The 7,747-nt window shown below is 57.8% G+C and carries 17 protein-coding genes; all 17 read left to right on the top strand.

The features are described 5' to 3' along the window. A partial coding sequence (locus BLT65_RS35180) for an EF-Tu C-terminal domain-related protein (RefSeq protein WP_072445389.1) occupies positions 1–95 on the top strand: 95 nt, incomplete at its 5' end. Between the two features lie 127 nt (positions 96–222). Next, positions 223–534 carry a 30S ribosomal protein S10 gene (rpsJ, locus tag BLT65_RS35175; RefSeq protein ID WP_006998489.1) on the top strand — a complete coding sequence of 104 codons (312 nt, stop codon included), beginning with the start codon at positions 223–225 and terminating at the stop codon, positions 532–534. Between the two features lie 188 nt (positions 535–722). Further along, on the top strand, positions 723–1,382 hold the full coding sequence (gene rplC, locus BLT65_RS35170; RefSeq protein ID WP_091786909.1) for a 50S ribosomal protein L3: 660 nt from the start codon (positions 723–725) through the stop codon (positions 1,380–1,382). Continuing rightward, positions 1,382–2,002, top strand: a complete 621-nt coding sequence (gene rplD / locus BLT65_RS35165; RefSeq protein ID WP_007730523.1) for a 50S ribosomal protein L4 — start codon at positions 1,382–1,384, stop codon at positions 2,000–2,002. Before rplC ends, rplD begins: the two co-directional genes overlap by 1 nt. Next, a complete protein-coding gene (gene rplW / locus BLT65_RS35160) occupies positions 1,999–2,313 on the top strand; it encodes a 50S ribosomal protein L23 (protein ID WP_007730525.1) in 315 nt (104 codons plus the stop codon). Before rplD ends, rplW begins: the two co-directional genes overlap by 4 nt. 2 nt (positions 2,314–2,315) lie before the next feature. Next, the gene (gene rplB, locus BLT65_RS35155; RefSeq protein WP_042314571.1) at positions 2,316–3,143 is read left to right on the top strand and encodes a 50S ribosomal protein L2; all 828 of its coding nucleotides are present in this window, start codon (positions 2,316–2,318) and stop codon (positions 3,141–3,143) included. 10 nt (positions 3,144–3,153) lie between these two features. Beyond that, complete coding sequence (gene rpsS, locus BLT65_RS35150) at positions 3,154–3,429, top strand: 30S ribosomal protein S19 (protein ID WP_006998484.1); 276 nt, start codon at positions 3,154–3,156, stop codon at positions 3,427–3,429. A gap of 12 nt (positions 3,430–3,441) precedes the next feature. Continuing rightward, positions 3,442–3,771, top strand: coding sequence for a 50S ribosomal protein L22 (rplV, locus tag BLT65_RS35145; protein ID WP_007730533.1), 330 nt, complete (start codon positions 3,442–3,444; stop codon positions 3,769–3,771). A gap of 11 nt (positions 3,772–3,782) precedes the next feature. Then, positions 3,783–4,577, top strand: coding sequence for a 30S ribosomal protein S3 (rpsC, locus tag BLT65_RS35140; RefSeq protein ID WP_012402193.1), 795 nt, complete (start codon positions 3,783–3,785; stop codon positions 4,575–4,577). A 2-nt stretch (positions 4,578–4,579) separates the two neighbouring features. Further along, positions 4,580–4,996, top strand: a complete 417-nt coding sequence (rplP, locus tag BLT65_RS35135; protein WP_007730545.1) for a 50S ribosomal protein L16 — start codon at positions 4,580–4,582, stop codon at positions 4,994–4,996. 10 nt (positions 4,997–5,006) lie between these two features. Beyond that, positions 5,007–5,201 carry a 50S ribosomal protein L29 gene (rpmC, locus tag BLT65_RS35130; RefSeq protein ID WP_007180130.1) on the top strand — a complete coding sequence of 65 codons (195 nt, stop codon included), beginning with the start codon at positions 5,007–5,009 and terminating at the stop codon, positions 5,199–5,201. Next, positions 5,198–5,470 carry a 30S ribosomal protein S17 gene (rpsQ, locus tag BLT65_RS35125; protein WP_007730563.1) on the top strand — a complete coding sequence of 91 codons (273 nt, stop codon included), beginning with the start codon at positions 5,198–5,200 and terminating at the stop codon, positions 5,468–5,470. The genes rpmC and rpsQ overlap by 4 nt, the downstream gene beginning before the upstream one ends. 292 nt (positions 5,471–5,762) lie before the next feature. Further along, on the top strand, positions 5,763–6,131 hold the full coding sequence (gene rplN / locus BLT65_RS35120) for a 50S ribosomal protein L14 (protein ID WP_007730565.1): 369 nt from the start codon (positions 5,763–5,765) through the stop codon (positions 6,129–6,131). Between the two features lie 9 nt (positions 6,132–6,140). Further along, positions 6,141–6,449 (top strand): 50S ribosomal protein L24, encoded by a 309-nt coding sequence (rplX, locus tag BLT65_RS35115; protein WP_042314570.1) that lies wholly within the window; start codon positions 6,141–6,143, stop codon positions 6,447–6,449. 16 nt (positions 6,450–6,465) lie between these two features. Continuing rightward, complete coding sequence (gene rplE / locus BLT65_RS35110; RefSeq protein WP_006052214.1) at positions 6,466–7,005, top strand: 50S ribosomal protein L5; 540 nt, start codon at positions 6,466–6,468, stop codon at positions 7,003–7,005. Between the two features lie 7 nt (positions 7,006–7,012). Continuing rightward, the gene (gene rpsN / locus BLT65_RS35105; protein ID WP_012402186.1) at positions 7,013–7,318 is read left to right on the top strand and encodes a 30S ribosomal protein S14; all 306 of its coding nucleotides are present in this window, start codon (positions 7,013–7,015) and stop codon (positions 7,316–7,318) included. A gap of 14 nt (positions 7,319–7,332) precedes the next feature. Then, on the top strand, positions 7,333–7,728 hold the full coding sequence (rpsH, locus tag BLT65_RS35100; protein WP_007730595.1) for a 30S ribosomal protein S8: 396 nt from the start codon (positions 7,333–7,335) through the stop codon (positions 7,726–7,728). Positions 7,729–7,747: the final 19 nt, after the last annotated feature.

Here is a 7,747-nt window from a genome sequence, read left to right as displayed (position 1 = left end):
TCGCTCCGATCGCGATGGAAGAAGGTCTGCGCTTCGCAATCCGTGAAGGTGGCCGTACCGTCGGCGCAGGTGTCGTTGCCAAGATCATCGAGTAAAATCGAAGATTGCTGTAGCAGCATGTAGTGCCCGGGTCTGGGCACTCGCGCCAAGCGGGCGCCCAGACCTACGCTCTTTTTCTAATCGGCGGTGCAATATCGCCTCGCTCTTTCCAAGGAATTCGTCATGCAGAACCAGAAAATCCGCATTCGCCTGAAGGCATTCGACTATCGTCTGATCGATCAATCGGCAGCTGAGATCGTCGACACCGCGAAGCGGACTGGCGCAATCGTTCGTGGTCCGGTGCCCCTGCCGACCCGCATCCAGCGTTTCGACATTCTTCGTTCGCCGCACGTCAACAAGACGTCGCGCGATCAGCTCGAAATCCGCACGCACCAACGCCTGATGGACATCGTCGATCCGACGGACAAGACCGTCGACGCGTTGATGAAGCTGGATCTGCCGGCTGGCGTGGACGTCGAGATCAAGCTGCAGTAAAGGCTTCGAGCGGTATCCAGGTTATTGGATGCCGCTAAGTCTTTGATTGCTTGCAGAAAACGAAAAGCCTCGCTATAATGCTAGGCTTTTCGCGCAATTGCGTAAAAAAGCCGTCGCGTTTCGCCTCTGAAACGCGGGGCATTTTGTAAATTAGCCCCGACCAATCGCAGTCGGGAATGGAGAAAACGATGAGCCTTGGACTCGTAGGTCGCAAGGTTGGCATGACCCGTATCTTCACGGCTGAAGGGGATTCGATTCCCGTCACCGTGCTGGACGTGTCCGACAACCGCGTGACGCAGATCAAGACTGTTGAAACCGACGGCTACACGGCCGTTCAGGTTACCTTCGGTACGCGCCGTGCATCGCGTGTGACGAAGCCGTTGGCAGGTCATCTCGCCAAAGCCGGCGTTCAAGCCGGTGAAATCCTCAAGGAATTCCAGATCGACGCCGCCAAGGCTGCCGAGCTGGCGAATGGCGCAGTGATCGGTGTGGATCTCTTCGAAGTGGGCCAGAAGGTCGATGTGCAAGGCACCTCGATCGGTAAGGGCTACGCCGGTACCATCAAGCGCTACAACTTCGCTTCGGGCCGTGCATCGCACGGTAACTCGCGTTCGCACAACGTGCCGGGTTCGATCGGTATGGCGCAGGATCCGGGTCGTGTTTTCCCGGGTAAGCGCATGACGGGTCATATGGGTGACGAGACGGTCACCGTGCAGAACCTCGAAATCGCACGTATCGACGCAGATCGCAAGCTGCTGCTGGTCAAGGGTGCTGTTCCGGGTGCGAAGGGCGGCAAGGTTTTTGTGACGCCGGCTGTGAAGACGCGTGCCGTGAAAGGAGCGAAATAATGGAACTTAAGCTCCTGAATGCCAACGGTCAGGAAGGCGCAGCAGTCAACGCGTCGGACGTCGTGTTCGGTCGTGACTACAACGAAGCCCTGATCCACCAGATCGTCGTCGCTTATCAGGCGAACGCACGTAGTGGCAACCGCGCTCAGAAGGATCGTGAGCAGGTCAAGCACACCACGAAGAAGCCGTGGCGCCAGAAGGGTACGGGCCGTGCTCGTGCCGGTATGTCGTCGAGCCCGTTGTGGCGTGGCGGTGGTCGCATCTTCCCGAATTCGCCGGAAGAAAATTTCTCGCACAAGGTCAACAAGAAGATGCATCGCGCAGGTCTCTGCTCGATCTTCTCGCAGCTGGCCCGCGAAGGCCGCATCGCGGTTGTCGACGAGCTGACGCTCGAAGCGCCGAAGACGAAGCTGTTGGCCGAAAAGTTCAAGGCGATGGGTCTCGACTCCGTGCTGGTCATCACCGACACGGTTGACGAAAACCTGTACCTCGCGTCGCGCAATCTGGCCCACGTGGCCGTTGTCGAGCCGCGTTACGCCGACCCCCTGTCGTTGATCTACTTCAAGAAAGTGCTGATCACGAAGGCTGCGGTCGCCCAGATCGAGGAGTTGCTGTCATGAGCGAAGTTCGCAAAAACGATCATCGTTTGATGCAAGTTCTGCTCGCGCCGGTGATCTCCGAAAAGGCGACGCTGGTTGCTGACAAGAACGAGCAAGTCGTGTTCGAAGTTGCGCCGGACGCTACGAAGCAGGAAGTGAAGGCTGCTGTCGAGCTGCTGTTCAAGGTGGAAGTCAATTCCGTCAACGTGCTGGTCCAGAAGGGCAAAGCAAAGCGCTTTGGCCGTTTCATGGGTAAGCGCAAGGACGTGAAGAAGGCGTACGTCTGCCTGAAGCCCGGCCAGGAAATCAACTTTGAAGCGGAGGCCAAGTAATCATGGCAATCGTGAAAGTTAAGCCGACTTCGCCGGGCCGCCGCGCGATGGTCAAGGTGGTCAACAAGGATCTGCATAAGGGCAAGCCGTACGCACCGCTGCTCGACGTGCAGAGCAAGACCGCCGGCCGTAACAACAACGGCCACATCACCACGCGCCATAAGGGTGGTGGTCACAAGCAGCACTATCGTATCGTTGACTTCCGTCGCACGAAGGATGGCATTCCCGCGAAGGTCGAACGCCTTGAGTACGATCCGAACCGTAGCGCGAACATTGCGCTGGTTTTGTACGCAGACGGCGAGCGTCGCTACATCATCGCTCCGAAGGGTGTGACGGTTGGTCAGCAACTTATGTCGGGTTCGGAAGCTCCGATCCGTGCAGGCAACACGCTGCCAATCCGCAACATCCCGGTTGGTACGACGATTCACTGCATCGAAATGCTGCCTGGCAAGGGCGCGCAAATGGCGCGTTCGGCTGGTACGTCGGCGATGCTGCTGGCTCGTGAAGGCACCTACGCGCAGGTTCGTCTGCGCTCGGGCGAAATCCGCCGCGTTCACATCGAATGCCGCGCGACGATCGGTGAAGTTGGCAACGAAGAGCACAGCCTCCGTCAAATCGGTAAGGCTGGCGCGAACCGCTGGCGCGGTATCCGTCCGACGGTGCGTGGCGTTGTAATGAACCCGGTCGATCACCCGCACGGTGGTGGTGAAGGCAAGACGGCTGCAGGTCGCGATCCGGTGAGCCCGTGGGGCACGCCGACGAAGGGTTATCGCACCCGTAGCAACAAGCGCACGACGAGCATGATCGTCCAGCGCCGTCACAAGCGTTAAGGAGTAGGCAATGGCACGTTCTATTAAAAAAGGTCCGTTCTGCGACGCCCATTTGCTGAAGAAAGTTGAGGCGGCTGCAGCATCGCGCGACAAGAAGCCAATCAAGACCTGGTCGCGTCGCTCGACGATCCTGCCGGACTTCATCGGTCTGACGATCGCCGTTCATAACGGCCGTCAACACGTTCCGGTGTATGTCACGGAAAACATGGTCGGCCACAAGCTTGGCGAGTTCGCACTGACCCGTACGTTCAAGGGTCACGCGGCCGACAAGAAGGCCAAGAAATAAGGGGCAATCAAGATGGAAGTGAAGGCAATTCATCGCGGTGCCCGCATCTCGGCGCAGAAAACGCGCCTTGTGGCTGACCAGATTCGTGGTTTGCCGGTCGACAAGGCGCTGAACGTTCTGACGTTCTCGCCGAAGAAGGCGGCGGGTATCGTTAAGAAGGTCGTGCTGTCTGCGATCGCGAATGCGGAACACAACGAAGGCGCCGATATCGACGAGCTCAAGATCACGAGCATCTACGTCGACAAGGCTGCTTCGCTGAAGCGTTTCACCGCACGCGCAAAGGGTCGCGGTAACCGCATCGAGAAGCAATCCTGTCACATCACTGTGACGGTCGGGAATTAAGGAGCCATACGATGGGACAGAAAATTCATCCGACTGGCTTCCGTTTGGCCGTCAGCCGCAATTGGGCTTCGCGTTGGTACGCGAACAACAACAATTTCGCGGCGATGTTGCAGGAAGACATCGGTGTTCGTGAATACCTGAAGAAGAAGTTGAAGAACGCGTCCGTCGGCCGCGTTGTGATCGAGCGTCCTGCAAAGAACGCGCGTATCACGATTTTCAGCTCGCGTCCGGGTGTCGTGATCGGCAAGAAGGGTGAAGACATTGAACTGCTGAAGTCCGAGCTGCAAAAGCGTATGGGCGTTCCGGTTCACGTCAACATCGAAGAAATCCGCAAGCCGGAAACGGATGCGCAACTGATCGCCGATTCGATCACGCAACAGCTCGAACGCCGGATCATGTTCCGCCGTGCGATGAAGCGTGCGATGCAAAACGCGATGCGTCTGGGTGCTCAAGGCATCAAGATCATGAGCGCGGGCCGTCTGAACGGTATCGAAATCGCTCGTACGGAGTGGTATCGCGAAGGTCGCGTGCCCCTGCACACGCTGCGTGCGGACATCGACTACGCAACCTCGGAAGCGAAGACGACGTACGGCATCATCGGCGTGAAGGTGTGGGTCTACAAGGGCGACACGCTCGGCCGCAACGACGCTCCGGTGGTTGAAGAAGTCGCCGAAGAAAAGCGTCCGCGCCGCAACGCACGTCCGGGCGATCGCCGCCCGCGTCGCGATGGTGAAGGTGCACCGGCAGGTGCTCGCCGTGGTGCTCCGCGCCGTGGCGGTGCCGGCGACGGTAAGACTGGAGAATAACGATGCTGCAACCGAAACGCAGGAAGTATCGCAAAGAGCAGAAGGGTCGTAACACTGGCGTCGCAACGCGTGGTAACGCGGTGTCGTTCGGTGAGTACGGTCTGAAGGCTATCGGTCGCGGCCGCCTGACCGCGCGTCAGATTGAAGCTGCGCGTCGTGCAATGACGCGTCACATCAAGCGCGGCGGCCGCATCTGGATCCGCATTTTCCCGGACAAGCCGATCTCGCAAAAGCCGGCGGAAGTGCGTATGGGTAACGGCAAGGGTAACCCTGAGTACTACGTCGCCGAGATTCAGCCGGGCAAGATGCTGTACGAAATGGATGGTGTGACCGAAGAACTGGCACGTGAAGCGTTCCGTCTGGCTGCAGCGAAGCTGCCGCTGAAGACGACGTTCATGGTTCGCCAGCTCGGCGCCTAAGGAGTGAATGATGAAGGCATCCGAACTTCACCAGAAAGATCAGGCCGCGCTCAACAAGGAGCTGTCGGACCTGTTGAAGGCGCAATTCGGCCTGCGCATGCAACTCGCGACCCAGCAGCTCACGAACACGAGCCAGCTGAAGAAGGTTCGTCGCGACATCGCACGTGTGCGGACCGTCCTGACTGAGAAGGCGAACCAGAAATGAACGATAGCGTAAAAACCTCGCTCAAGCGGACGCTGGTCGGCAAGGTCGTCAGCAACAAGATGGACAAGACGGTTACCGTGCTGGTCGAGCACCGCGTGAAGCACCCGATCTACGGCAAGTACGTCGTACGTTCGAAGAAGTATCACGCTCATGACGAAGCGAACACGTACAACGAGGGCGATCTCGTTGAAATCCAGGAAACTCGTCCGGTGTCGAAGACGAAGGCTTGGGCTGTGTCGCGTCTGATTGAAGCTGCTCGAATCATCTAAGCGGCTGAGCAGTAAGAAGTAGTTGAAATCGCAGTAGATTTCGCTTGCAAGACCGAGATTATTTGTTATAATCTCGGTCTTCCCTCTTTGTGGGAGCCCCATCGCGGGCGAAGTCGTAGGTGGGGGAAGCGATTTGGGCGTCAGTCCATGTCGACAGAATCACCAGATTGCGATGGCGGGTTTCGTTTGCCGTCGCTGCTGTTCATACCCAAGCAGCCGATTGGCTGACGGGACCAAGACTGACCGGGTGCGCCATGGTGGTGTGACCGGATTAAGTTGGGAAAGATAAACCATGATCCAGACCGAAACTCGGCTCGAAGTGGCCGACAACACGGGTGCGCGTGAAGTCATGTGCATCAAGGTGCTCGGCGGCTCGAAGCGTCGTTATGCCAACATTGGCGACATCATCAAGGTGACCGTCAAAGAAGCAACGCCGCGCGGGCGCGTGAAGAAAGGCGAAATCTACAACGCCGTGGTGGTTCGCACCGCCAAGGGCGTCCGTCGTCAAGACGGCTCGCTGATCAAGTTCGACGGCAACGCAGCCGTGCTTTTGAATACCAAGCTCGAGCCTATCGGCACCCGTATCTTTGGGCCGGTTACGCGTGAGCTGCGCAGCGAACGTTTCATGAAGATCGTTTCGCTCGCGCCGGAAGTGCTGTAAGGAGCCGAGATGAACAAGATTCGCAAAGGTGACGAAGTCGTCGTAGTTACCGGTAAAGACAAGGGCAAGCGCGGTGTAGTGCTGGTCGTTGCTGATGACCGTGTGACCGTCGAGGGCCTCAATATCGCCAAGAAGCATGTGAAGCCGAACCCGATGAAGGGTACGACGGGCGGCGTGGAAGCGAAGGCAATGCCGTTGCATATTTCGAACGTCGCGCTGGTCGACGCGAATGGCAAGCCGTCGCGTGTCGGCATCAAGGTCGAGGGAGACAAGAAGGTTCGTTTCCTGAAGTCGACCGGTGCTGTGCTGAGCGCCTGACGCTGCGGAGTAAAAAATGGCACGTTTGCAAGAATTTTATAAAGAGAAGGTTGTTCCCGGCCTGATCGAGAAGTTCGGTTACAAGTCCGTGATGGAAGTGCCGCGCATCACCAAGATCACCCTGAATATGGGTCTTGGCGAAGCCGTCGCTGACAAGAAGATCATCGAGAACGCCGTTGGCGATCTGACGAAGATCGCGGGCCAGAAGCCGGTCATCACGAAGGCACGCAAGGCAATCGCAGGCTTCAAGATCCGTCAGGGTTACCCGATCGGCGCGATGGTCACGCTGCGTGGCCAGGCAATGTACGAATTTCTCGATCGTTTCGTGACGGTTGCGCTCCCGCGTGTGCGTGACTTCCGTGGCGTGTCGGGCCGTGCATTCGACGGTCGTGGCAACTACAACATCGGTGTGAAAGAGCAGATCATTTTCCCCGAAATCGACTACGACAAAATCGACGCGCTGCGTGGGCTGAACATCAGCATCACGACGACTGCGAAGACTGACGATGAAGCAAAGGCACTGCTCGCCAGCTTCAAGTTCCCGTTCAGAAACTGAGGTTACCGTGGCTAAACTGGCACTGATCGAACGTGAAAAGAAGCGTGCGCGCCTGGCTGCCAAGTTCGCACCTAAGCGTGCTGAGCTGAAGGCAATCATCGACGACCAAAGCAAGTCGGAAGAAGAGCGTTATTCGGCTCGCCTTGAGCTGCAACAACTGCCGCGCAATTCGAACCCGACTCGCAAGCGCAATCGTTGCGCAATCACCGGTCGTCCGCGTGGCACGTTCCGTAAATTCGGGCTGGCGCGTAACAAGATTCGTGAAATCGCGTTCCGCGGCGAGATCCCTGGCCTGACCAAGGCGAGCTGGTAATAGGAGAAACGTAAATGAGCATGAGTGATCCTATCGCCGATATGCTGACTCGCATCCGCAACGCGCAGATGGTTGAGAAGGTTTCGGTGACGATGCCCTCGTCGAAAGTCAAGGTTGCGATCGCGCAAGTCCTGAAGGATGAAGGCTATATCGACGATTTCGCAGTGAAGGCTGAAGGCGCGAAGTCGGAATTGAACATCGCGTTGAAGTACTACGCTGGCCGTCCGGTTATCGAGCGCCTCGAACGCGTCTCGAAGCCTGGTCTGCGTGTGTATCGCGGCCGCAACGATATTCCGCAGGTTATGAATGGCCTTGGCGTTGCGATCGTTTCGACGCCGAAGGGTGTGATGACCGACCGCAAGGCGCGCGCTACTGGCGTGGGCGGCGAAGTCATCTGCTACGTCGCTTAAGACCGAAGGGAGAAGAAAC

The organism is Paraburkholderia steynii (assembly GCF_900100565.1).
Classification (GTDB): domain Bacteria; phylum Pseudomonadota; class Gammaproteobacteria; order Burkholderiales; family Burkholderiaceae; genus Paraburkholderia; species Paraburkholderia terrae.
The sequence above is the reverse complement of the archived record's forward strand: the minus strand, read 5'-3'. Positions and strand labels throughout refer to the sequence as shown.